Genomic DNA, 22,650 nt, shown 5'->3' on the forward strand with positions numbered 1-22,650 from the left:
TACTTTATTGGGACTTAATTGTAATTTACTCATAGACACTTCCTTATTTTTGATAGTCATGAATGATCACACCTTGTACCACACGGTTTACAGTGCCAGTAGGAGACGGTGTATCTGGTTTATTTTCTACCTTGAGTGAAGTCAATAGGGCAAAGAGTTGGGCATAAACGATGTAAGGGAAGACACGGTAAATATCGTTCAAGACACCGCCACAACCAAGTGCTACTTCTTTGACATTTTCAAGACCAAAGGCTTGATCACTCAAGAGCACAACACGACGAGCAATCTGATCACCAGCCACTTCACGAACCAAGTCCAAATCGTACTTGCGAGTGTAGTCTGTCGTTGTACCAAAGATCAAAACAACTGTATCTTCGTTGATAAGAGATTTTGGACCGTGACGGAAGCCGACTGGGCTTTCATACATAGTCGCCACCTGACCAGCTGTTAGTTCCAAAATCTTGAGCTGAGCTTCATGAGCAAGTCCAAAGAAAGGACCAGCGCCCAGGTAGATAACACGGTTAAAGTCAAGGTCAACCAGCTCTTTGACATCTTCTGCATTGTCTAGAACTTTACGGGCAAGACTAGACACAACTTCAAAACGTTCAGCTTTCACAGCAAATTCTGTAGGATCAAAAACCAAGAGTGCTGTCAACATCATAGATGTAAAGCTAGAAGTCATAGCAAATCCAGCATCATTAGAGGCAGCTGGTTGCAAGAGCAAAAGATTGCGGTCATCGCCATGAGCTTGAAGAGCCAATTTACCATCTGCAGCACATGTAATGGTCACTTGATAGAGGTCATCAACCAAGGCTTTGGCCAAATCAACCGTCGCCACACTTTCAGGTGAATTCCCACTACGAGCAAAGGAAACAAGGACAGTCGCCACATCTTTTTTCAAATAAGTTTCTGGATTGGCAACAATATCAGTTGTCGCAATGGCATTGAAATTCCATTTGCGTTCGTCATAGACTTCCTTAAAGTAAGGCACCAAGGTATCTCCCACATAAGCAGAAGTCCCAGCGCCTGTCAAGATAACCTTAATATAGTCATGTTTATCAGCGATACCTTGCAGAAAGGCTGCAATTTCTTCACGTTTCGCTTGATAGGCTTCAAAAGCTTCTTTCCATACATCAGGCTGTTGGTAGATTTCACGAGTCGTGATTTCTGCACCCAGTTCAAGTAATTCTTCTTTTGTGTAATTTAGCATAGAGTTCCTCTAATCTATTGTTGTTTCATTCCTATTGAAAATATGGGAATGGGAGTGACTCCCATTCCCATGTATATTCTATACAAGCTGTTCTAACGATTTTCACGTTGTCACATCTTATAGTCAATGAAGATCAAAGAGCAAACTAGGAAGCTAGCCTCAGGTTGCTCAAAGCACTGCTTTGAGGTTGCCAGGTAAGACTGACGAAGTCAGTAACATATATACGGCAAGGCGACACTTGCATAGTTTAAAGAGATTTTCGAAGAGTATTATTCGTCTTCGTCATCATCGAAGCCAGCTAATAAATCGTTGACTTTTACGATGCTTTCTGCAGCACGGCTCTTGTAGTCCGCATCTGCACCTGTAAGGCTTGCATTGATAAATTCAATCACCATTGGAAGATTCATCCCTGCGTAGAGTTCAATGTCGCGACCTTCCATGATCAAACGGCTTACCACGTTACATGGTGTACCACCGAGAAGATCCGCAAAGACTAGGAAATCATCCAATCCTTCGATAGCAGCTTCAAATTTTGCAGTAAATTCTTCTGGACCATCTTCTGGAAGAAGAGCCACTGCATGAATGTTGTCCTGTGGACCCATGATCATTTCTGTGCTACCTTTAAGTTCTTCACAGAAACGACCATGACTCACCAAAATTAATGATTTACTCATAAATTATGCGCCCATTCCAAGCAAGAATTTACCGATGAATGAAAGACCTACTGCAAGAACGATGATGATACCGATCGCTTTAGTAGAGTTCATGCCTTTCTTACCAAGCAACCAGAAGATAAAGGCAGTAAAGATTGCTGGAAGCAAGCGTGGGAAGATTGAGTTCAAGATGTCTTGGAAGTCAATCATCTTTTCACCGATTGGCAATTTATAAGAAATGTCAAAGTTGATCATTGTTGCTACAAGAGCACCCATCATGAAGACACCAAGTACAGATGCAGCGTCAATCAAAGCTGTCAAGGTACTTTGCATGTTGTTGATAAGGTTAACCCCTTCTTTGTAGGCAAATTCCAATTGTTTCCAACGGAAGATGTCATATGCAACTGCAACTGCGATCCAAAGGAAGATACCCCATGGTTGGCCAGCGATAGCCATAGTTGCTGCGATAGATCCCATGATAGCAGGTACAAGTGAACCAAAGATTGTGTCTCCAAGAGGAGCAAATGGTCCCATCAAACCTGTCTTGATACCGTTAACGGCATCTTTTGAACCTACACCATCTTTTTCTTCCATGGCAAGGTCAAAACCAGCGATAATTGTGTGGAAGAATGGTGAAGTATTGAAGAATTGAGTATGAACTTTCATCATTTCTTTCAATTCAGGAGTTCCATCCCCATACATTTTACGCAATTGAGGCAAGATCATGTAAAGGTAACCAGAAGCTTGCATACGCTCATAGTTCCAACCTAATTGGAAGGTAAACAAGCTACGTTTGTTGATTTGATTAAAATCTTCTTTTGTAAGTTTGTAATTAGAATTCGTCATCTTCAATTTCCCCACTTTCTGATGGTGTAGAAGGTGCTGCTACAGCTACTTTTTGGCTGTTCTTAAAGTGAACAACTGCAAGGAAGATACCTACGATAGAGATACCGATCATAGACAAACCTTTGAAGTTGTTAGCAAAGCCAATCTTTTCAGCAACATCAGCAGGAAGAGTACCAAGGATACCCGCAACAGCTCCACCAAGACCTGTTACATATGAGTAAAGAACAGTCAACATAGCTGTCAAACCGAATCCCATTGCAAGGTAGTGAAGGTTACGTTTAACTGGAAGGTAACGAAGCAAGATTGCAAATCCAAGACCTGGAAGCATACGACCTGCAAGTGTCAAACCGTCTGCAACCCATTGGTATTCTTTAACAAGGTCTACTACTGATTGTACGAAAGCACCACCAAAAGCAAGGGCAAAGAAGACTGGAAGGGCACGTGAAAGAGCCCAAGGCACTGCACCAAGTAGGTAGTTGCGCTCGATTCCTTTATAGTCAAAGCGTTCGATCGCAGCATCAACGCGGTGTGCAAAGAAAGTAGTAGTCATACGTCCAAGAACGTCGAAGTATGTCAAAAGTGCTGCTACTGGTACAGCGATTGTTGTAATCGCAAGATCTGTATCAATACCTTGAGAGATAGAGAATGCTGTTGCAAGAACCGCACCAGAAGTTGCGTCGATACGAGAAGCACCACCGAAGGTACCAACCCCGAGAACGAACAACTGCAAGTTACCACCGATAAACAAACCAGTTGTCACATCTCCCATGATCAAACCAGTAATGAAACCAGCGAATACAGGGGAACCTGCAGATGAAACGATTGTCAACTCATCACAGATTTGATAAGCTGAGTACAAAGTGAGAAGTAAAATTTGCCACCATTGTATCATAACAATGACCTCCTAAAAATTTTTTCCTATTTTAATAAGCTCAAAAAGTCTGAAACTGGATCATTTGGAACCATTTGAGCAGTGAGTTTCACACCTTTTTCTGCTAGTTTGTGGAAATCTTCCACATCCTTGTCTACCACGTTGATAGAACGTGTGATAGAGCGAGTTTCTGGTGTTTGAGACATATTGCCGACGTTGAGTGTTTCAAGCGGAACACCTGCTTCGACCAAACCAAGGAAACGGTCTGGTTTACGTGCAACGATAAAGAGACGTTGGCTATCGTATTTACCAGCAAGGATATTTGCTGCTGCTTTCTCAACTGGCAAGATACTGAGTTTCACACCTGGTGGTGTCGCAAGTTTCAAACCACTCTTTTCAATATCGTTGTTAACAACTTCGTCGTCTACAACCATAATGCGTGAAACATTTAGTTTTCCAGCCCAAAGATTGGCTACTTGACCATGGATCAAACGTCCATCGATACGGCATCCTACAATTGTCATAAGTTTTCCCCCTTTATGTGTTTTAGTGTAGGTTTACGAGTTAAATGAATCTCTTCTTTATATTCGCCCTCAGTTTCAAAGATGATGATGCGGTTAGCACCTTCCTTGAGATAGCTATGAGGGATATAAAGTGAGAGGGTCGGGCCGACGTTCCAGAAACGCCCTAGGTGACGCCCGTTGACAAAGGCAACTCCCTTACCAAACTCAGACAAGTCTAAGTAGGTATCCTTCGGCTCTTCGACCATAAAGTCGAAAGCGTAAAAGGCTGGTTGTCCTTCTGTCCATCCTTTTGAAAAATCAATTTTCTCAGGATTATCCAGTGGCAGTGGATATTGTTTCCAATTCAGTAAGAAATGTAGATCCTTGCAGACACCTGTTCGAATTCCTTTACGTTGCGTATCTGCCAAGAACTTATGACCGTAGTTGACACGCCCCATATTTTCAATCAAGATGTCAATTTCTGAAAAGCCTTCTCGGTTGCCTTGACAGTAGATATCTTCACCAATCTCTGTCTGGTATTGAGTAGCAATCCATTGACCATCTACAAAGAGTTGAGCTCGGTCACGTCCATCGATGATACGGAGACGTTCCTCTTCTGCATCCCAACTTGCCTCCGTGCGGTAGAGAAGGTAGCCATAACTTTGACCAAGTTCTTCCATCGCTTTTGGATAGAGGCTTTCAGTAGGACTAGAGAGATTATCCAGGGTTTCAAACAAGGAAACTTTTTCGACCAATGGAATGAACCCTATCTCCATGCTTTCCTTATAGAGTGGTTCCAACTGTGGATACTCCGGGAAGTGTGTTGCCATCATCTTCTTGACTGCTAGGTATTTAGCAGTTGGATTTCCTTCTTCATCCAGAAGGGCATCATAGTCGTAAGATGTGACTTGTGGCAAATCCAGAGTTCCTCGAGCCGAGCAACCATTCATGAAACCAAAGTTTGTACCACCATGGAACATGTAAAGGTTGATAGAGCCTTGCTCCAATACCTCTCGAACAGCTTCTGCCAATTCTTTAGGATCCCGTGTGATGATGGGTTCTTTCCAACGGTTGAACCAACCATCCCAGAATTCCATACACATGAGGGGCCATTTCTTGCCATGCTCATCAAAGAATTCCTGCATCTGTGAAAAGTTGTACGGAGCTTTAGAACCGAAGTTTCCTGTCACAAAGAGGTCGTCTTCGATCAAGGTTCCGGCTTTCAGAGTAGCCCTCCATGGGCCATCTGAAGTAAAGAGTGGGCAATCAATCCCTCGGTCTTCCATCAATTTTCGAATTGCTCGTAGATAAGACTTATCTTCTCCATAAGAGCCATATTCATTTTCGACTTGCATCATGAGAATGTTTCCGCCGTTATCCAACAAGCGAGGCACAAGCCTTGGCAATAATTGGTCATAATAGCGAGCAACAGCCTCGATGTAGGCCGGGTCGGACGAGCGAATTCGCATGTCCTTTGTCAAGAGCCAAGCCGGCAAGCCACCAAATTCCCATTCCGCACAGATAAATGGAGACGGGCGTACAATGGCATAGAGACCCAGATCTTGTGCAATTTGAAGAAATCTCTCCAAATTTCTGGCACCTTCAAAATCAAACTCCCCTTCAACAGGTTCGTGTAAATTCCAAGCTACATAGGTCTCGACTGTATTAAAGCCAAGCGCCTTTAAGTTATAGAGAGAATGATACCAATCCTCTGCTGGAATCCTAAAATAATGAATGGCGCCGGACAAAATCTTGAACGGTTTTTCGTCTAAATAGAAATCATCCTCGATTTTAAATCTGGTCATGTTATTACCTCTGACGAATTAAGTTTGCGCTTTCATTTATTATAATATTAACTATAGTCAAATCTTTTGAATTTGTCAATAGGTTTTAGAAAATTATTTAAAATTTTTCTATTTTTTTACTTACCGTTTACCGAAATTATCTAAAAATAGCATGAAAACGATCTTTTTATGTATGATAATTCACAAGAACATCAAATGAATTTTTTTACATGTAAAATAACATTTTTAGTCTATTATTTTAATTTTTTGACCTTAATACTACTCTTTTCTCTATATTTGTGGTAAAATCAAAATTGGAGAAAGAGAATCGAGGTGAAATTTATGGCTATTCCTAAATACCAATATATTAAAGATGAATTAAAAAACAAAATCATCTCTGGTCAATTTGCAAGTGGAGATAAATTTTATACAGAAGCCGAATTGATCGCGATGTACGATGTGAGTTCAATCACAGTTGTTCGTGCCTTGAATGACCTTGCTAAAGACGGCTACATTGTCCGCCAACAAGGTAAAGGTACTTTCGTTTCACGTGCCCGCAAGCACAAACTCGTTGAGTTTTCAGATGTCGAAATCTTTGAAACAAAAGACGATAAAGTTACTGTCCTTTCTATCGAGCGCGGAAACAAACTTGAATATTTAGATAAACTTGGACTACGTGGAGATCAATTCTACTATAAGATTGAACGTATTCGTCAGACAAACGACGTAACATACATCTACCACACATCTTATATTCCTGAGCAATACATCAATGCCAACTATCCAAATCTTGACTATTATAGCTCTATCTATACACGTTTCAAATTGGATTACCGCATTCACATGAGTGATGAACATTTTGAGGAAATCAACGAAATCGCATTCCCAACACCAGAGCATGCTGCTTCTGTACTCGGAATCGATACACAATTCCCAACTGTCTTCCAAACGAAGACTACAAAACTTGAGGCCACTGGCCAAGTCCTTGCCTATAGTGAAACTTATAAGCGAGCAGACTACTACAAAATCAAATTCATCTCATGTAACCGAGGTCATTAAGAAAAAGCCTGAGCCTAGCTCAGGCTTTTTCTATATTCATTATAGCACGAGAAAGAAGCTGTGAAAACGCTATGAAGGGCTCTTATTTAATTAGTAGCATTTTTACTAAAAACAAGGTGAAATTTCGTTTGGTTTTTCCTCTATTTTATCCCTTATTAGCAAATTTCTCCTAAATCTTATGATTTCCTCTATTTATTATAGTTCTTATATAAACTCACTTGACATTTTACTCCTTAGATAATAAAATAAAATCGGTTTTATGTAAACGCTATCATATATGATAATAACAAGGAGGTTTTGTCATGAAACTAGAAAAGAAACAGCGCTTCTCCATCCGTAAATACGCGGTTGGGGCAGCTTCTGTACTGATAGGATTTGCTTTTAGCGCCCAAGTCGTATCTGCCGACGGGATTACTCCAGCTCCAACAGCTGAAGAAACTGTTCAAACTATTCAGGAGAGTCCACAAGCAGTCAAAGAAACTGTAGACTCCAAAGTTCCAGAAAAACTGGAAGAAAAGGCTGACAAACCTGTAAAAGAGGAGGTCAAAGAAGACCAGGAGGATCATCGAACAGTTGCTCCAAAAACAGAAGAGTCAAGCGCACCAGTTGTGACAGAAAATGCTACTCCAACTCCTACTGCCGAGAAAGAAAGCCCTGCCCCAGCTGAAACTCCTGCCGAAAGTACTCCTTCAGAAAAGAAAAATGAAGCCGTCACACCTGCAGTAGCCACTCCTAGCACGGAACGAACAGCTCAGGTAAATGAAAAATTGGCAAAAAGAAAAATGATCTCAATTGACGCTGGACGCAAGTACTTCTCTCCAGACCAACTCAAAGAAATCATCGACAAAGCCAAACACTACGGTTATACTGATCTCCATTTACTAGTTGGAAATGACGGCATGCGTTTTATGTTGGACGACATGACGATCACAGCCAATGGCAAAACCTATGCAAGCGACGATGTCAAACGTGCACTCGAAAACGGAACCGATGCCTACTACAAGGATCCAAACGGCAACCATTTGACAGAAAGTCAGATGACGGACTTGATCAACTATGCTAAAAATAAAGGTATTGGCCTCATCCCAACTGTAAACAGCCCTGGTCACATGGATGCGATTTTGCATGCCATGAAAGAACTAGGCATCCAAAAACCGAACTTCAACTACTTTGGTAAGGAATCTGCTCGTACCGTTGACCTTGATAACAAGGAGGCTCTTGCATTTACCAAAGCTCTGATCGACAAGTATGCTGCTTACTTCGCTGGCAAATCTGACATCTTCAATATCGGACTGGACGAGTATGCCAATGATGCTACAGATGCTAAAGGCTGGAGCGTTCTTCAGGCCTATAAATGGTATCCAGAAGATGGATTCCCTGACAAGGGTTATGATAAATTTATCGCCTACGCCAACGACCTTGCTCGCATCGTCAAATCTCACGGCCTCAAACCAATGGCCTTTAACGACGGTATCTACTACAATAGCGACACTAGCTTTGGAACCTTTGACAAAGACATCATCGTTTCAATGTGGACTGGTGGATGGGGCGGATACGACGTCGCTTCTTCTAAACTTCTAGTTGAAAAAGGCCACCAAATCCTTAACACCAACGATGCTTGGTACTATGTTCTAGGACGGAATGCAGATGGTCAAGGCTGGTACAACCTCGACCAAGGACTCAATGGTATCAAGAACACTCCAATCACTTCGGTACCAAAATCCGACGGAGCAACTATTCCATTCATCGGTGGTATGGTAGCTGCTTGGGCTGACACTCCATCTGCACGCTATTCACCATCACGCCTCTTCAAACTCATGCGTAGCTTCGCAAATGCCAATGCTGAATACTTCGCAGCTGATTATGAGTCTGCAGAACAAGCACTTAACGAGGTTCCAAAAGACCTTAACCGCTATACTGCAGAAAGTGTCGCAGCTGTAAAAGAAGCTGAAAAAGCCATTCGCTCACTTGATAGCAACCTCAGCCGTGCCCAACAAGACACCATTGACCAAGCAATCGCGAAACTCCAAGAAGCTGTAAACAATTTGACCTTCACACCAGAAGCTCAAAAAGAAGAAGACGCGAAACGCGAAGTTGAAAAACTTGCCAAGAACAAGGTAATCTCCATCGATGCCGGACGTAAGTACTTCACGCTCGACCAACTCAAACGCATCGTAGACAAGGCGAGCGAGCTCGGCTACTCTGATGTGCATCTTCTCTTAGGAAATGACGGACTTCGCTTCCTCCTTGATGACATGAGCATCACAGCTAACGGAAAAACTTATGCAAGCGATGATGTCAAAAAGGCCATCATCGAAGGAACAAAAGCTTACTACGATGATCCAAACGGAACCACTCTTAGCCAGGCTGAAATCGCTGAATTGATCGAATACGCAAAATCAAAAGGCCTCGGACTCATCCCAGCGATCAACAGTCCAGGTCACATGGATGCCATGCTCGTCGCTATGGAAAAACTTGGAATCAAGAATCCTCAAGCCAACTTTGACAAGGTCTCCAAAACAACCATGGACCTTGAAAACGAAGAGGCGATGAACTTTGTCAAAGCCCTCATCGGCAAGTACATGGACTTCTTTGCAGGCAAGACTAAGATCTTCAACTACGGTACAGACGAATATGCCAATGATGCTACCAACGCCCAAGGCTGGTACTACCTCAAATGGTATGGACTCTATGGCAAGTTTGCTGAGTACTCTAACACCCTTGCTGCCATGGCCAAAGAAAGAGGCCTTCAACCAATGGCCTTCAACGATGGTTTCTACTACGAGGACAAGGACGATGTTGAGTTTGACAAGGATGTCATCATCTCTTACTGGTCTAAAGGATGGTGGGGTTACAACCTTGCAACGCCTCAGTACCTAGCAAGCAAGGGCTACAAACTCCTCAACACCAACGGAGACTGGTACTACGTCCTAGGTAATCACAAACCAGACGAAGCCTACCCACTATCAAAAGCACTTGAAAACTCTGGCAAAGTGCCATTTAACCAGCTTGCATCTACCAAGTATCCAGAAGTAGACCTTCCAACCGTCGGAAGCATGCTTGCTATCTGGGCAGACAAACCAAGTGCTGAGTACAAGGAAGAAGAAATCTTTGAACTCATGACTGCCTTTGCAGACCATAACAAAGACTACTTCCGCGCTAACTACAACGCACTCCGTGAGGAACTTGCTCAAATCCCTGCAAACTTGGATGGATACAGCAAGGAAAGCTTGGATGCCCTAAATGCAGCTAAAGAAGCTCTCAACTACAACCTCAACCGTAACAAACAAGCCGAGTTAGACGCTCTCGTAGCCAAGCTCAAAGTAGCCCGCCTAGGCCTCAAACCAGCAGCAACCCACTCAGGAAGCCTCGATGAAAACGAACTAGCTGCCAATGTCGAAACCAAACCGGAACTCATCACAAGAGCAGAAAAGATTCCATTTGAAGTTATCAAGAAGGAAAATCCGAACCTCCCAGCCGGTCAAGAAAAGATCATCACACCAGGTGTAGAGGGCGAACGCACTCATTACATCTCTGTCCTTACTGAAAATGGGAAACAAACAGAAACGGTTCTAGATAGCCAAGTAACCAAAGAACCTGTGACCCAAGTGGTTGAAATCGGCACCCCTATTACGCACAAAGGGGATGAACACGGTCTTGCTCCAGCCGCAGAGGCAAAACCAAGACTGGACATCCAAGAGGAAGAGATTCCGTTCACTACCGTAACACGTGAAAATCCGCAATTGCCACTCGGACAAACGCAAGTCATCGTTACTGGTGTAAATGGTCGTCGTACGATTTTCTACTCTGTCAGCACTACTGCTGACGGCAAGGAAGAAAGAACACTTGTCAATAGTGCGGTATCGCAGGAAGCGGTCGCTCAGGTGGTCGAAGTCGGAACTGCCGTTGAGAAAGCTGAGCAAGCTGAAGCAACTACTAGCAAAGCAGATGAAAAACAACTCCCTGCAACAGGAAGTCAAGAATCTGCAGGCTTGGTCGCAGCAGGACTCATGGCCACACTAGCAGCCTACGGACTCACTAAGAGAAAAGAAGATTAAACCCCTTCGACAAGAATACAAAAAAGCGAGATTGAATCTCGCTTTTTATTGTTAGGATTAATCACCAAGTCCGATACGTTCAAAGATATCGTCCACTCGTTTAGTGTAGTATGCAGGGTTGAAGATTTCGTCGATTTCCTCTTGTGTAAGGCGCGATGTCACTTCTGGATCTGCTTCGAGAAGCGGTTTGAAGTCTACTTGGTTATCCCAGGAGTAGGCTGTTTTTGGTTGCACCAAGTCATAGGCTTGCTCACGGGTCATGCCTTTTTCTATCAAGGTCAACATGGCACGTTGGCTAAAGATAAGACCAAACGTAGAATTCATATTACGGATCATGTTTTCTGGGAAGACTGTCAAGTTCTTGACGATATTTCCAAAACGGTTGAGCATGTAGTCAATCAAAATAGTCGTATCCGGTGTGATGATACGTTCAGCTGATGAGTGAGAAATATCACGTTCGTGCCAGAGGGCTACGTTTTCATAAGCTGTTACCATGTGACCACGGATAACACGCGCAAGACCTGTCATGTTCTCAGAACCGATTGGGTTGCGTTTGTGAGGCATTGCTGAAGAACCTTTTTGCCCCTTGGCAAAGAATTCTTCCACTTCACGTTGCTCAGATTTTTGCAGACCACGAATCTCAGTCGCCATGCGCTCGATGGAAGTCGCGATGCTAGCAAGAACTGCAAAGTACTCAGCGTGAAGGTCACGAGGAAGGACCTGTGTAGAGATTTCTTGAGCACGGATGCCCAATTTGTCGCAGACATATTGCTCTACAAATGGTGGGATGTTGGCAAAGTTTCCAACTGCACCAGAGATCTTACCAGCTTCCACACCAGCAGCCGCATGCTCGAAACGCTCGATATTACGCTTCATTTCACTGTACCAAGTCGCCAATTTCAGACCAAAGGTTGTAGGCTCAGCGTGCACACCATGAGTACGACCCATCATGATGGTGAACTTGTGCTCCTTAGCCTTATCAGCGATGATGTTGGTGAAGTTTTCAAGGTCACGACGGATGATGTCGTTAGCCTGCTTGTAGAGGTAACCGTAGGCAGTATCCACCACGTCGGTAGAAGTCAACCCATAGTGAACCCACTTGCGCTCTTCACCAAGAGTCTCAGAAACCGCACGTGTGAAGGCAACCACATCGTGGCGCGTCTCCTGCTCAATCTCTAAAATACGATCGATGTCAAAGTCCGCCTTTTCGCGAATCAAAGCCACATCTTCCTTAGGGATTTCCCCCAACTCAGCCCATGCCTCGTCAGCCAAGATTTCCACCTCAAGCCAAGCACGGTATTTATTTTCTTCACTCCAAATGTTCGCCATTTCTGGGCGAGAGTAACGGTTGATCATAGTTAAGATACCAAGGGCGACTAGAAAGCGACTGAATTTTAGGAAACCAACGACAGACGCTTGCGTCCTAGGAGGTTTATCTAAATTCCGAGCTTTCCGCCCGGGTTCAGTTCTGCAAACTAGATGCCCATTCCCTTTCTTTGTTTACAATTAGGAAGTCCGTAGCCCGTATTCAGTTTTAAAGGATACGGAGCCCTTGTTCCTTTCTTCTTTTATTTTCTACATGAGGAGCGCTTTTAGCAAGAATCCAAATACTTGAATTTGCCCTCTTCTCCTTATTGTTAAAAATTTTTAGTTCATTCAGAGATTGTGTAACCTGTATTCTTTGTTATACTTTTTAACTTCTCTTTAAATTATTTCGAAATAACCAATTTTATAAAATTTCAGAAGAATTTAATATTACTAATTCCGACACTGCTTCCAATAATGGAATCTCATTTCTCAAAATATCTTTATGAATATTTACTCGATAAGTTTGAGATTTCCTATTGCTCTTACTGTGGATCAAGGAATTTCTAGTAAAATAAATCCTTTTTGCAAGAGTAATATATATCCCCTCTTCGTCACTAAAAGAAATACCGGGGCCATTACTAAAATCTACTCTTTTATTTTGATAATAGTCTGGGTCTTGCTTCAACTCTGTTAGTCTTTTTCTTAATTCTATAGGTCTGACATACTCTTTTAAAACAAATTTCAAGGATTCTAATTCATTACCTTGACCATCCTCACCAAATCCAGTCAATCGTTTATGAGAAAAATAAGCCAACTCCTTAATTTTAGATGTATTCCTATATGAAAAGTCAGGATGGGTTATTTTGTTCATCAAATCTTCTATTAATTTTTTATTAAATATTTCATCATAAAAATATTCTAAGATATGATAATAAGAAATAAATTGTATAAATGGATCGCTACTTTCCGAAGCTTGTCGGTAGTATTCAATTATAAAAGGATCGTATCTCCTTTTTGGTGCTTCCATTTCAAAAGGTTTTCCCCCATAAGATCTTCTCTCATCACTGATTTTATTCAAATTTTCAGCTTCAATTATTGGTCTATGTTTACTATAAATATAAGTAAAAATAAAAGAATCTTTATATTGTTTAAACTCATTTATATCCTTATGTTCGTTAGAAATAATTTTCAATGAAAAATAATAGGGAGTAATTCGGTTCGATAGATACGTTAAGAACGATTCATATTTCCTATCTTGTTCAAATTCTACTTGTTCAAGTCTCCCAACTCTTCTTTTACGAGAATCCATATCTTTAAAATACATAAGTGTGTCGTAACCAGGATGAACCATTTCCTCAATTCGTTTATATAGTAAATAAAATGTTGCAACATCAGAAATTCCATCTATTCGATAATTTATATTAGAAGTATTGTCCTCTACCTCTATAGGAGAGTAGTAATATCTAGGAGGACGTCTTATATCACTTGATGTCAAAAACAGTTCAAAACTAGTATTAGACTCTAAAAAATAATTTTCTTCCTGCTTATAGTTAGGTAATGAGAAAAACAATTTCTCCATTTCTTCATTATCAAACATCAATAATTCATCATCTATATATACTGAATTCCCCACCTTAAAGTATATTTTATCACCTAGTGTATCGATCTGAACGTCCAAATATTCAAACAACTTTGTTTTAAAAGTAATATAATCCATAATTTCTTATTTAAAATTTCCTCTCTCCTAATCCACACAGATGGATAATGCTCCTGTCTTATCCTTTTCAATAAATGCATTTACGATGAGTTGAATCATAGTCTTCACTTACCAATCAATCCCCTCACCAAACTCAACCACACTATCCGGTACATCACTAAACAACGTCACATGTCCCATTTTGCGGTTGTGCTTCGCTTCTATTTTACCATACAGGTGGAGGTGGGCGCTTGGATTTTCTGCGACATACTTTTTAGCACCCTCGACATGCTGGCCGAGAACGTTGAGCATGACAGCTGGCGCATGCAGTTGGATGACTGGCAATGGTGCTCCCAGAACACCTAAAATGTGGGTATCAAACTGCGAGAAGTCGCAAGCTTCGATCGAGTAGTGGCCAGAGTTGTGTGGTCGTGGGGCAATCTCGTTGACAATGATATCATCAGCTGTCGCAAACATTTCCACGCAAAGGGTTCCAGACAAATTGAGCTGTTCTGCGATTCGCACTGCCATGGATTTAGCCTTTTCTGCTAGACTTTCTGAAATGTGGGCTGGTACGATAGTCTTAGAGAGGATGTTGTTACGGTGGATATTTTCCTGAACTGGGAAAACCGTCACGTCCTTGCCATTTCCTGATACGATGACAGAAATCTCAAGGTCAAAGTTGACAAATTCTTCCAAAACGCAGTCTGCTGAATCCGCTAGTGCATAGGCTTCTTCCAAGTCTGCTTCTGAGCGAATGACCTTTTGCCCATGTCCATCATAGCCACCTGTCGCTGTCTTGAGGACATAGTTTTTCGACAGGTCAATATCTGCCAAGTCTTGGCTTGAAGTCACGACCTTGTAGGGTGCCACAGTGACTTGAGCCTTGTTTGAGAGGAAGTCCTTTTCAAAGATGCGATTTTGAGAAATGCGGAGTAGGTCTGTCCCTTGAGGGAGCTGACCATCCTTGATAACAGCATCCAAACCGTCAGCATCGACATTTTCAAATTCATAAGTGAGAACATCACAGCGGTCCGCCAACTGACGAAGGGCATCCACATCGTTATAAGGCGCCACAATGATTTCCGCCACACGAGAGGCTGGGCAATCCGCAGCAGGATCCAACGCGATAACCTTGTGCCCCATGTAGATAGCAGAAATGGCCATCATCTGACCCAGCTGACCGCCACCGATAATTCCGATTGTTTTAGATGAGCTCATTGGTAGACTCCTCTGCAATTTTTCCTTGTTCTTCTGCAAAATCTGCCAAAGCTGTCGCGATAGCCTGATTCTCTACTGAAAGGAGACGGAGGGCAAAGAGGGCCGCATTTGTCGCACCAGCTTCACCGATAGCCATGGTCGCAACAGGCACACCACCCGGCATCTGTACGATAGAGTAGAGTGAGTCCACGCCACTAAGCGCACGCGATTTGACAGGTACACCGATGACAGGAAGGGTTGTTTTAGCTGCAACCATACCTGGCAAATGGGCTGCCCCACCTGCACCTGCGATAATGACCTTGATACCACGGCTACGAGCTTCCTCCGCATGTCTGAACATGAGATCTGGTGTCCGGTGGGCAGAGACAACCTTCTTTTCGTAGGCTACACCGAAGCGGTCTAGGACTTCGGCGGTTTTTTGCATGGTTGCCCAGTCGGATTTTGAGCCCATAATAATGGAAATTACTGGTTTCATTTCTTCTCCTTTTTCTTCCTTTCAACAATCACCTTAGGTTGTGAGGGACGGCAGCAGCCACCAAAGGTGTCTCATGCCTAAATCGGAAGCCCAAGGTCTTCCGATTTCCCTGAAGGCTTGGCTAACAAAGCCAAGCCCTCTTTCACAACGGCGGTGATTGCTCTATATTAGCTTGCTAACGCTCGCAAACCATACGACCATTAACGTATTTTGTGAATTTTTATTTTTCTTTTTAATAATCGTCTAATGTAGTGCGGACGTAAGCGAACGCTTGTGGCGTTCCATTACTAAAACTGGAGCCTAGGTCTCCAGTTTTCCGCTCCTAGTAGCAAAGCTACTAGGAGTTCCACTACTGCGACGATTATTCTATAGTGGCTCGCTTTCGCTCGCCATGGCAAATATGTCTGTTAATCTTTTATGGCCTTGCTTCCGATATCTGTTCGGTAGAAGAGGCCTTCTGTGTTTTGTTTGTCGAGTTCTTGGTAGATGGTTTCTTGGGCTTCTTTGACGGTGTCTGCTGTGGTGACGAGCATATAGACACGTCCACCGTTTGATAGTAGTGCTCTGCTATTTTCCGCAAACTTAGCCCCTGCATAGTAAGTGATGATGTCGCCCTCAGTCTTGGCTGGCAACTCGACACCCTTTGCATAGTCTAGCGGGTAGCCCTTGGATGCGACAACCACACCCAGAGTCACACCCTTGTCCGTCCAGGTAATGGTTGGCTCCTTGCCATCGAGAATATCCGTGATATTTCGTGCAAAGTCAGATGTCAAACGAGGCAAAATAATCTGAGTCTCAGGATCTCCGAACCGAGCGTTGAACTCGATAACTTTCGGTCCATCAGCTGTCAGGATAAGCCCTGCGTAAAGGACACCAAGATACGGACGACCTTCTTTGATCATCCCTTCAAGGACTGGCTTGACAATAGTCTCAACCGCTGTGTCAACCACGCTCTGTGGCAAGTGAGGAACTGGCGCATAAGCTCCCATACCGCCCGTGTTAGGGCCCTTGTCGCCGTCATAGGCACGTTTATGGTCCTGAGCTGTTGGCATGATGTAGAACTTGTCCCCATTGACAAAGGCAAAGAGAGAGAACTCCTCCCCGTCGAGGAATTCCTCGATAACCACACGCGCACCTGAATCACCGAATTTATTGTCCAAAAGCATCTCATGAGCGGCTTCGATGGCTTGCTCAACCGTTTCAGCAACAACGACACCTTTCCCAAGGGCCAATCCGTCTGCCTTGACGACGATTGGAGCGCCTTTTTCTTCGATGTAAGCCTTGGCTTCCTCGAAATTTGAGAAGGTCCCATAGGCTGCTGTTGGAACGTCGTATTTGACCATGATTTCTTTAGCAAAATCCTTGGACCACTCTAGCTCCGCTGCCAATCTTGTCGGACCAAAGGCTTTGAGACCAGCTGCATTGAACTCATCCACAATTCCAGCAGCAAGGGCGTCATCAGGCCCGATAAAGGACCAAGCAATATCGTTATCCTTTGCAAACTCTATTAACTTAGAATGTTCGGAAATGGAGATATTCACCAATTCCAAACCATCCAGAGTCATCCCGTCATTTCCAGGAGCTACAAAGACTTTTTCAACGTCTTTTGACTCAAGCAACTTCTTGGCAATCGCATGCTCACGACCTCCTGAACCGACAACTAACAGCTTCATCTCTCAACCTCTTTTGCGAATTATTTACTAACATTATATCATAAACGTTCGTTTTAATCTTGTTTCATTAAGCTTTTTTAAGCAAAAAAGGAAAGAAACTGTATAATAGATAGAATATGATAAAAATTTCCTCTATCTGTACCTTATCCTGAAAACAACGGATATAATTCTTACTAGAAGTAGTAAGATGTGGAAGCCTATCGTTCAAATTCAAACCTAGAAACTAGTGATAGGTGGGATTGATATCAGTGCTCTTGATGTTTTGCTCCTAGAACGGAGTCCGAGAAACATTAGCAGAACGAGTTTATCAAGTATATAAAAGTCAATTTGATTGCGGTTATTTGCTGGATTTTCTTTGTAAAACATAGGAGACACATCGCAACTTTTCTTACATCTATTATACGACTTACACAAAAAAAGCCTAAGTAGCTATAGGGTATTTACCAACTACAAAAACTTTAGAGCCAAAAAAGACAGTCATTAGGACTGCCTCTTAGTTGATACCATACAAAACAAAATAAGTGTATCAACATATATATGTTGATATTTTGATATCCATCTCAATTATTTCTAATTTATTAATAAAAAAATTTTATAATATTAGTGAAACTCTTTTCTGATCACCTAATATTTTTTAAACAATTAAACGCCTCTAAATAAAGGTACAATAGTTTTGTACTACGTAGATTCAATTCAATTACGAAATTCCTGCAACAATTCTCTAGCTTTCCTAATGTTTGACACACTACCCTCAAATAATTTATTATCCTGGTCAGTTTTCCCTATAACTTCATCTACATCTCTCCATTCGATTTTAGAATATCCACTAACACTTAAATCAGCAACTTCTATATCTTTGGTTAGTTTAGCGCAGAAAATCAAACCATTTATTAGATTTCCACTTGAATTCGTATAAGTAAAAATTGACAATGGTACAGGGTGATTACTATTATCCTTTAATATATCATAATCAACAGTTCCCAACGCTTTTTCATAATAATTATTGAGACCAACTTCCAATTCTTGATTAGGTTCCAAATGAACACAACCAAAATCATACTTATCTGAATTATTTTTGCCATCTCCACGTTTATAAAAAAGAATCTTTTTTAAATCATTAGAAAAATGCATAAGTACCACATGAAATGCTAATGGAGTTGGAGGTAATTTTTTTATTGTCTGACTCTCCTTTATGATATTTAAAAATTCATCTAATACTTTATCTCTTCCCAATTCAGCAAAAACTCGAGGCACAAACTCCTCTATCTTATCAGTTTTAAACTCCTTAATCACTTCATCGTATTCAAAAACACTATTTCCCCAGTCATCCCTATAAAAAATTACTGGATAAGGTCTACTATACCAAATTCCCTTTAAAGTTTTAGTTTCGCTAATTTTATAATCTGACTTATCTATACTTAAACCTTTAACTAGATGTTCTTTTTGTTCAACTTTGATAATTAAATATACCAACTCAGCACTTACCACAAGCTGATTCTTCTGAGTTTCTGATCTTAATCTAAATCCTAAGTCAATTCCAGCTCCCAGAAAGTCTATTATTTTAGAATTTCCTCCGGAATCATTTTCATATAGATTTTGTTTTTGCTCTATGATGTAACTTTGAAAATGCTCATCTCTCTCTTCTCCCAAAGACTTAATGTTATCAATCCACATTGTTCCTTTTAAAGATAATAGCATCTTACTATGGGGATACTCTTTAAAAATTCCATCACGAACTGTGTTCATGATAGTGAAAACTTTCTTAGGTAATTCATGTATACTTTCTAAATCTTCTTGAACCAATCTTTTATAAAAAACAACTTCATCACCTATACTTTTCCAATGTACAAATTCCGACTTATTAAGCTCAATTATTGAATCTTCATAAAATTTTTTCGTGATTTGATACCAGTCATTAGAGATTGTTTTATATTGTGTAGATCCTACTATATCAAAAGATACAAAAACATATATACCTCCTACACTTGTATATCTTTTGTTTTCGCTACCTTTTTTTATATTCTTATCTTGCAGAAAACTAGGTATCGTATTTACCATGAAAACACTCCTAAAAATTTTCCTCGTGTTTTTACAGCGCTTATTGAAACCCTAAAATAATCTGAAACCGCATCAAGATTACAAAGTCCCTCTTCATCAAGATTATTATACACACATTCAATAAACTCTGCTTTTGGCATCAATAAATTTGCAGCAAAATCATTAGCCTCGTATTCCACCTCACTAGTTCCTTCCCTAAATAGTTCGTCCTGATCAGTAAGATGTTCTAAAAACAAATGACCCAACTCATGTGCAATTGTAAACCTATCTCTATACCCCTTTGGATTATCAATATCAAGCTCTTTATTTTTGATTTGAATTAAGTACCCCTTTTCTTTATCAGGTTTAATTGAACCATCTTTTGAGATATTGGCATCATATTCTATCTCTATATCGCTAAAATAGGAGATGATTTTATTTAAATCAATAGGAATAGTGAGGCCAATATGGCTAATCAGTTCATCAGTTAATTGTGTTACATCTCTGCCCATACGAATATACCTCAACAATATGTACCAATAACTACAAGTATTATAGAGAAAACATAAATTATTAATGAATATCTTAAAAAACACATTTTCCTTTTTGAAACTTGGGCTACTTCTCGTATTTGTTTCTTATAATGTTCATACTTTATAGAATCAGTATAGTCATATCCCTTATCCGTCCAACTCATAAAGTATAAAGGATTCGAAGATTTGCTAATTGTAGGAAGCAATGCTCCAATAATTAATATTATTGACACTAGAACTCCAATCAATCCCAATATTAGAAAAAGGAAATTTTTTTCGTGCCCCTCATTAAGCTTTAGAAGAAAATATATCAATCCTGTCTCAAACGTTAGAAAGACAGCCAACTTTGCCTCTATAAACTTTAGCCAACCAGAGGTGTCATCATATATTGCTTTTAATTCATCATAACTCATCACTGTTTCTCCTTTTATTCTATAAATATTACAATTATATCAAAAAAAATAAACTTTATCAATCAATATTGATATGACCAAATTTTGTAATTTAGCAAAAAAAGAGAGTGGGACAAAAGTCTAACCTTAAATATAAAAAGCGAACAAAATCAGTTATCTGACACTCAGAATTCTGTCTTGTTCGCTTTTTTGTCTAATCTATCAATTTTAAAAATTTATAATAAAGAATTCCTAAAATCAAAATCTTTTTGTCCCAGCCTCTTTTGTTTTTTTAATGTCTAAAATGTCTCACTCCTGTGAAGACCATAGTCAAGCCATATTTATCCGCAGCTTCGATGGACTCTTGGTCACGGACGGACCCACCCGGCTGGATGATGGCCTTAATACCTGCTTTAGCGATTTCTTCCACGTTATCCGCAAATGGGAAGAAGGCATCTGAAGCAAGGACAGCGCCGTCAAGACGGTCTTTGGCTTGGTCAATCGCAATACGGACGGAAGCTACACGATTGGTTTGACCTGGACCAACACCAAGTGTCATGTGGTCGTTGGTTACGATGATACCGTTTGATTTTACATACTTGATAGCCTTCCAAGCGAACTCAAGAGCAGTCGCCTCTGTCTCGGTTGGCTGGCGTTTGGTCACCACTTGCCAGTCAGCTGGGCTTTCCTTGACCACGTCTTGATTTTGCACAAGAAGTCCACCGACAACACCTGTGTATTCTGCTTCCACTTCACTAGCATCTTGTGCATCAAATGGCAACTCTAGGATACGCAAGTTTTTCTTTTTATTAGTCAAAATATCTAACGCCTCATCCGTATAGCTTGGCGCGATGATGATTTCAAGGAAAACACCGTGCATCTTCTCAGCTGTCGTAGCATCTACCTCACGGTTAAGGACGACAATTCCACCAAAGATAGACACTGGGTCAGACTCATAAGCGTAATCCCAAGCAGTTTCGATGTCATCTGCCTGACCAATTCCACATGGATTCATATGTTTCAATGCTACAACTGTCGGATGGTCTTTGAAATCACGGATGATACGAATGGCCGCATCTGCATCGCGGATATTATTGAAGGACAATTCCTTACCGTTAAGCTGTTTCGCTGAAGCAATCGAGTAGTCAGTCGGCAAGGCTTTTTGGTAGAAGTCCGCATCCTGTTGAGGATTTTCCCCATAGCGCATAGCTTGTTTGAGGTCATAGGTCAAGGTCAGTTTTTCAGGCTTGCTTTCGCCGACCTGAGCTGTAAAATACTCTGCAATCAAGGCATCGTAAGCCGCTGTGTGGCGGAAAACCTTAGCTGCCAAACGTTGGCGAGTTTCGTAAGTCGTTTCACCATTGGCTGACAACTCGTCCAAAACCACTGCATAGTCAGCAGGGTCTACCACAACTGTCACGCTGGCGTGGTTCTTCGCTGCTGAGCGAAGCATAGACGGACCACCGATATCGATGTTTTCGACTGCATCCGCGTACGTCACGTCTGGTTTGAGAATGGTTTCCTTGAAAGGATAGAGGTTGACCACTACAAGGTCGATGAGCTCGATCTTATTGTCCTTAGCCGCTTCCAAGTGGCTATCCAGGTCACGACGAGCGAGGAGACCACCGTGAATATTTGGGTGGAGAGTCTTGACACGACCGTCCATCATTTCTGGGAAGCCCGTCACATCATCAATTGCAATGGTCTCCACCCCAGCATTGTCAAGGGCAACCTTTGTCCCACCTGTCGAGATAATCTCCCAACCGAGTTTTTTAAGTTCTTGGGCAAATTCAACAATGCCCGCTTTGTCTGAGACGCTGATTAAGGCCTTTTTCGTCATTCTATTCCTCTTTCTTTAGATCCAAGCGCATAGCGACTTCGTTATTTTCTTCTATAAAATCCTGTTTCCTGAAAACCCAGACTAGTCAACAGGTACTTCATTTTTTCATTTCCAACCACATAATCTGCGGTAATATGACTGCAAGCTCTATCCATCTGAGCCTCTTTGATTAGAACTTCCAAGGCTTTTCGACCATAACCTCTTCCTTGGTACTGCTGACCAATCATTATCCGCCAGATAAAGTATTCCGCTTCATCCTTGTCTATTTCTAGCAGGAGAAAGCCAACCACTTGCTTATCCCAATAGATTGCCATCGGAAACACATCTTCGTTTTTCCGGTAGAGCCATGCATCAGCTAAAGAGCGTACGTTTGGAGCCACGAAACGTGCTCGTTCATCAGCTTCAGATATTTTCAAATCCAGCACTGCCTGAAAACTGCTCTCATCTACCAATTTCAGTTCAATCATTTTTTCTCCTAGCAAGATTGCGCA

Annotated in this window: 17 protein-coding genes and 2 pseudogenes; 2 read left to right on the forward strand and 17 right to left on the reverse strand. The window is 41.5% G+C overall.

Annotation, left to right across the window (positions count from 1 at the left end; genetic code table 11):
* Positions 1–43: 43 nt before the first annotated feature.
* The 6 genes from HMPREF8578_RS04280 to HMPREF8578_RS04305 all read right to left on the reverse strand — a co-directional run bounded on the left by HMPREF8578_RS04280 (position 44) and on the right by HMPREF8578_RS04305 (position 5,888).
* Entirely contained in the window at positions 44–1,210 is a 1,167-nt protein-coding gene (locus HMPREF8578_RS04280) for an SIS domain-containing protein (protein ID WP_000936006.1), read from the reverse strand.
* 269 nt (positions 1,211–1,479) lie between these two features.
* Positions 1,480–1,884 carry a PTS sugar transporter subunit IIA gene (locus HMPREF8578_RS04285; protein ID WP_000045700.1) on the reverse strand — a complete coding sequence of 135 codons (405 nt, stop codon included), beginning with the start codon at positions 1,882–1,884 and terminating at the stop codon, positions 1,480–1,482.
* Between the two features lie 3 nt (positions 1,885–1,887).
* Complete coding sequence (locus HMPREF8578_RS04290) at positions 1,888–2,709, reverse strand: PTS system mannose/fructose/sorbose family transporter subunit IID (protein WP_000185284.1); 822 nt, start codon at positions 2,707–2,709, stop codon at positions 1,888–1,890.
* Entirely contained in the window at positions 2,696–3,601 is a 906-nt protein-coding gene (locus tag HMPREF8578_RS04295; RefSeq protein WP_000616988.1) for a PTS mannose/fructose/sorbose/N-acetylgalactosamine transporter subunit IIC, read from the reverse strand. The genes HMPREF8578_RS04290 and HMPREF8578_RS04295 overlap by 14 nt, the downstream gene beginning before the upstream one ends.
* Positions 3,602–3,627: 26 nt before the next feature.
* On the reverse strand, positions 3,628–4,104 hold the full coding sequence (locus tag HMPREF8578_RS04300) for a PTS sugar transporter subunit IIB (RefSeq protein WP_000156968.1): 477 nt from the start codon (positions 4,102–4,104) through the stop codon (positions 3,628–3,630).
* Positions 4,101–5,888, reverse strand: a complete 1,788-nt coding sequence (locus HMPREF8578_RS04305) for a glycoside hydrolase family 35 protein (protein ID WP_000196610.1) — start codon at positions 5,886–5,888, stop codon at positions 4,101–4,103. Before HMPREF8578_RS04305 ends, HMPREF8578_RS04300 begins: the two co-directional genes overlap by 4 nt.
* Before the next feature lie 321 nt (positions 5,889–6,209).
* On the opposite strand from HMPREF8578_RS04305, the gene HMPREF8578_RS04310 reads away from it, so the two are divergent.
* Together HMPREF8578_RS04310 and strH are read left to right on the forward strand one after the other, a co-directional pair.
* Entirely contained in the window at positions 6,210–6,926 is a 717-nt protein-coding gene (locus HMPREF8578_RS04310; protein WP_001007181.1) for a GntR family transcriptional regulator, read from the forward strand.
* A 302-nt stretch (positions 6,927–7,228) separates the two neighbouring features.
* Positions 7,229–10,984: an LPXTG-anchored beta-N-acetylhexosaminidase StrH gene (strH, locus tag HMPREF8578_RS04315; RefSeq protein ID WP_000764181.1), complete on the forward strand. Its 3,756-nt coding sequence runs from the start codon at positions 7,229–7,231 to the stop codon at positions 10,982–10,984.
* Between the two features lie 57 nt (positions 10,985–11,041).
* On the opposite strand, the gene purB is transcribed toward strH, so the two are convergent.
* The 11 genes and pseudogenes from purB to HMPREF8578_RS04360 all read right to left on the reverse strand — a co-directional run bounded on the left by purB (position 11,042) and on the right by HMPREF8578_RS04360 (position 22,626).
* A complete protein-coding gene (purB, locus tag HMPREF8578_RS04320; protein WP_000610729.1) occupies positions 11,042–12,340 on the reverse strand; it encodes an adenylosuccinate lyase in 1,299 nt (432 codons plus the stop codon).
* Between the two features lie 373 nt (positions 12,341–12,713).
* Positions 12,714–14,009 carry a hypothetical protein gene (locus HMPREF8578_RS04325; RefSeq protein WP_000384573.1) on the reverse strand — a complete coding sequence of 432 codons (1,296 nt, stop codon included), beginning with the start codon at positions 14,007–14,009 and terminating at the stop codon, positions 12,714–12,716.
* 108 nt (positions 14,010–14,117) lie between these two features.
* Positions 14,118–15,209 (reverse strand): 5-(carboxyamino)imidazole ribonucleotide synthase, encoded by a 1,092-nt coding sequence (purK, locus tag HMPREF8578_RS04330; RefSeq protein ID WP_000099029.1) that lies wholly within the window; start codon positions 15,207–15,209, stop codon positions 14,118–14,120.
* Entirely contained in the window at positions 15,196–15,684 is a 489-nt protein-coding gene (gene purE, locus HMPREF8578_RS04335) for a 5-(carboxyamino)imidazole ribonucleotide mutase (RefSeq protein ID WP_000805609.1), read from the reverse strand. Before purE ends, purK begins: the two co-directional genes overlap by 14 nt.
* A gap of 28 nt (positions 15,685–15,712) precedes the next feature.
* Positions 15,713–15,805: pseudogene (locus HMPREF8578_RS12715) on the reverse strand (phosphoribosylaminoimidazole carboxylase); the annotation flags it as partial.
* Positions 15,806–16,091: 286 nt separating this feature from the next.
* Positions 16,092–17,357 (reverse strand): phosphoribosylamine--glycine ligase, encoded by a 1,266-nt coding sequence (gene purD, locus HMPREF8578_RS04340; RefSeq protein WP_000772222.1) that lies wholly within the window; start codon positions 17,355–17,357, stop codon positions 16,092–16,094.
* A gap of 693 nt (positions 17,358–18,050) precedes the next feature.
* The gene (locus HMPREF8578_RS04345) at positions 18,051–19,415 is read right to left on the reverse strand and encodes a hypothetical protein (RefSeq protein WP_000248327.1); all 1,365 of its coding nucleotides are present in this window, start codon (positions 19,413–19,415) and stop codon (positions 18,051–18,053) included.
* A complete protein-coding gene (locus HMPREF8578_RS12255; protein WP_000532216.1) occupies positions 19,409–19,906 on the reverse strand; it encodes an ImmA/IrrE family metallo-endopeptidase in 498 nt (165 codons plus the stop codon). Before HMPREF8578_RS12255 ends, HMPREF8578_RS04345 begins: the two co-directional genes overlap by 7 nt.
* Before the next feature lie 11 nt (positions 19,907–19,917).
* Positions 19,918–20,340: a Pycsar system effector family protein gene (locus tag HMPREF8578_RS04350; RefSeq protein WP_000119431.1), complete on the reverse strand. Its 423-nt coding sequence runs from the start codon at positions 20,338–20,340 to the stop codon at positions 19,918–19,920.
* Positions 20,341–20,611: 271 nt separating this feature from the next.
* On the reverse strand, positions 20,612–22,159 hold the full coding sequence (gene purH / locus HMPREF8578_RS04355; protein WP_000161901.1) for a bifunctional phosphoribosylaminoimidazolecarboxamide formyltransferase/IMP cyclohydrolase: 1,548 nt from the start codon (positions 22,157–22,159) through the stop codon (positions 20,612–20,614).
* 1 nt (position 22,160) lies between these two features.
* Positions 22,161–22,626, reverse strand: a pseudogene (locus HMPREF8578_RS04360) (GNAT family N-acetyltransferase).
* Positions 22,627–22,650: the final 24 nt, after the last annotated feature.

The sequence above is a fragment of the Streptococcus oralis ATCC 49296 genome, from assembly GCF_000185265.1.
GTDB classification, from domain to species: Bacteria; Bacillota; Bacilli; order Lactobacillales; family Streptococcaceae; genus Streptococcus; species Streptococcus oralis_BC.

Coding starts and splice junctions, on each gene's coding strand:
- HMPREF8578_RS04280 (WP_000936006.1), bottom strand. CDS start 1,210: ATGCTAAATTACACAAAAGAAGAATTACTTGAACTGGGTGCAGAAATC.
- HMPREF8578_RS12255 (WP_000532216.1), bottom strand. CDS start 19,906: ATGGGCAGAGATGTAACACAATTAACTGATGAACTGATTAGCCATATT.
- purD (WP_000772222.1), bottom strand. CDS start 17,357: ATGAAGCTGTTAGTTGTCGGTTCAGGAGGTCGTGAGCATGCGATTGCC.
- purB (WP_000610729.1), bottom strand. CDS start 12,340: ATGATCAACCGTTACTCTCGCCCAGAAATGGCGAACATTTGGAGTGAA.
- HMPREF8578_RS04295 (WP_000616988.1), bottom strand. CDS start 3,601: ATGATACAATGGTGGCAAATTTTACTTCTCACTTTGTACTCAGCTTAT.
- HMPREF8578_RS04345 (WP_000248327.1), bottom strand. CDS start 19,415: ATGGTAAATACGATACCTAGTTTTCTGCAAGATAAGAATATAAAAAAA.
- HMPREF8578_RS04300 (WP_000156968.1), bottom strand. CDS start 4,104: ATGACAATTGTAGGATGCCGTATCGATGGACGTTTGATCCATGGTCAA.
- strH (WP_000764181.1), top strand. CDS start 7,229: ATGAAACTAGAAAAGAAACAGCGCTTCTCCATCCGTAAATACGCGGTT.
- HMPREF8578_RS04325 (WP_000384573.1), bottom strand. CDS start 14,009: ATGGATTATATTACTTTTAAAACAAAGTTGTTTGAATATTTGGACGTT.
- HMPREF8578_RS04310 (WP_001007181.1), top strand. CDS start 6,210: ATGGCTATTCCTAAATACCAATATATTAAAGATGAATTAAAAAACAAA.
- HMPREF8578_RS04285 (WP_000045700.1), bottom strand. CDS start 1,884: ATGAGTAAATCATTAATTTTGGTGAGTCATGGTCGTTTCTGTGAAGAA.
- HMPREF8578_RS04290 (WP_000185284.1), bottom strand. CDS start 2,709: ATGACGAATTCTAATTACAAACTTACAAAAGAAGATTTTAATCAAATC.
- HMPREF8578_RS04305 (WP_000196610.1), bottom strand. CDS start 5,888: ATGACCAGATTTAAAATCGAGGATGATTTCTATTTAGACGAAAAACCG.
- purK (WP_000099029.1), bottom strand. CDS start 15,209: ATGAGCTCATCTAAAACAATCGGAATTATCGGTGGCGGTCAGCTGGGT.
- HMPREF8578_RS04350 (WP_000119431.1), bottom strand. CDS start 20,340: ATGAGTTATGATGAATTAAAAGCAATATATGATGACACCTCTGGTTGG.
- purE (WP_000805609.1), bottom strand. CDS start 15,684: ATGAAACCAGTAATTTCCATTATTATGGGCTCAAAATCCGACTGGGCA.
- purH (WP_000161901.1), bottom strand. CDS start 22,159: ATGACGAAAAAGGCCTTAATCAGCGTCTCAGACAAAGCGGGCATTGTT.